Consider the following 520-nt stretch of genomic DNA (forward strand, 5'->3'; position numbering starts at 1 on the left):
GGCAACGGCAAGACCTACCGCTGCATCTCCGCGCTGCCCTCCGGCAGCCCGGCCGATGACGCGCGGATGACGATCGAGCTGAGGCGCATAGATGCACCCGCTTAAGGCGCTTCGCCTGCGCGTGGTGACCGCCCTGCGCGCCGCCGGCATCACCCTCGATGTCGGCGGCGAGGAGCGGGACGTCACCATCCTCGAGCAGCCGCCCACGGGCGGAGCGATCCCCGACACGATGCTGCCGGCGCTCTACTGCTACGTGCGCTCCGAGCGCATCGCGCCCGACTGCATGGCCTGCGACGAGCGCACCGTGCTCCTCGACCTCGTGCTGCAGGCGCAGGGCTACGACCAGCAGCCCGTCGACCAGGTCGACGACCTGCAGCTCGCCGTGGAGCGCGTGATCGCCGCCGCGGGCAGCCTCGGTGGGCTCGTCATGGTGATCCGCCCCGTGGGCTCGGAGATCAACGTGGAGCGCGGCGAGGTGATCTTCGCCGCCCGCCGCCTCACCTTCGAGGCCCGCATCCTC

Annotated in this window: 1 protein-coding gene; it reads left to right on the forward strand. The window is 71.5% G+C overall.

All coding sequences use genetic code 11. The features are described 5' to 3' along the window. Positions 1-91: 91 nt before the first annotated feature. A partial coding sequence (locus D3P35_RS25995; protein WP_157982366.1) for a hypothetical protein occupies positions 92-520 on the forward strand: 429 nt, incomplete at its 3' end.

Origin of the sequence: Oceanicella sp. SM1341 (genome assembly GCF_003448965.1) — a bacterium.
Lineage (GTDB): Bacteria > Pseudomonadota > Alphaproteobacteria > Rhodobacterales > Rhodobacteraceae > Paroceanicella.